The organism is Pseudomonas sp. RIT-PI-AD (assembly GCF_025642785.1).
Taxonomy (GTDB): Bacteria; Pseudomonadota; Gammaproteobacteria; order Pseudomonadales; family Pseudomonadaceae; genus Pseudomonas_T.
In genome coordinates, this window is sequence record NZ_JANZKU010000079.1 from 1 (window position 1) to 285 (window position 285).

At 67.4% G+C, this 285-nt stretch carries 1 protein-coding gene; it reads left to right on the forward strand.

Features of this window, described 5'->3' with window-relative positions; translation table 11 throughout:
- A partial coding sequence (locus tag OGL92_RS22115) for an Ig-like domain-containing protein (RefSeq protein ID WP_263148041.1) occupies nucleotides 1-285 on the forward strand: 285 nt, incomplete at both ends.

Below are 285 nucleotides of genomic sequence, written 5' to 3' on the forward strand. Positions count from 1 at the left end.
AGCGGCTTCACCGGCGTGGACACCGTCACCTACAGCATCGCCGACGGTAAAGGCGGCACCGCCAGCAGCACCGTGACCATTACCGTGGACGCGGCAGTTCCAACCAACACCGCACCGGTCGCGGTGGCCGACAGCGCCACCACCACCGCAGGCACGCCGGTCACCGTCAACGTACTGGGTAACGACAGCGACGCCGACGGCGATCCCCTGACCGTCACAGGGGCCAACGCCGCCAACGGCAGCGTGACCATCAATCCCGATGGCACCCTGAACTACACACCGGGG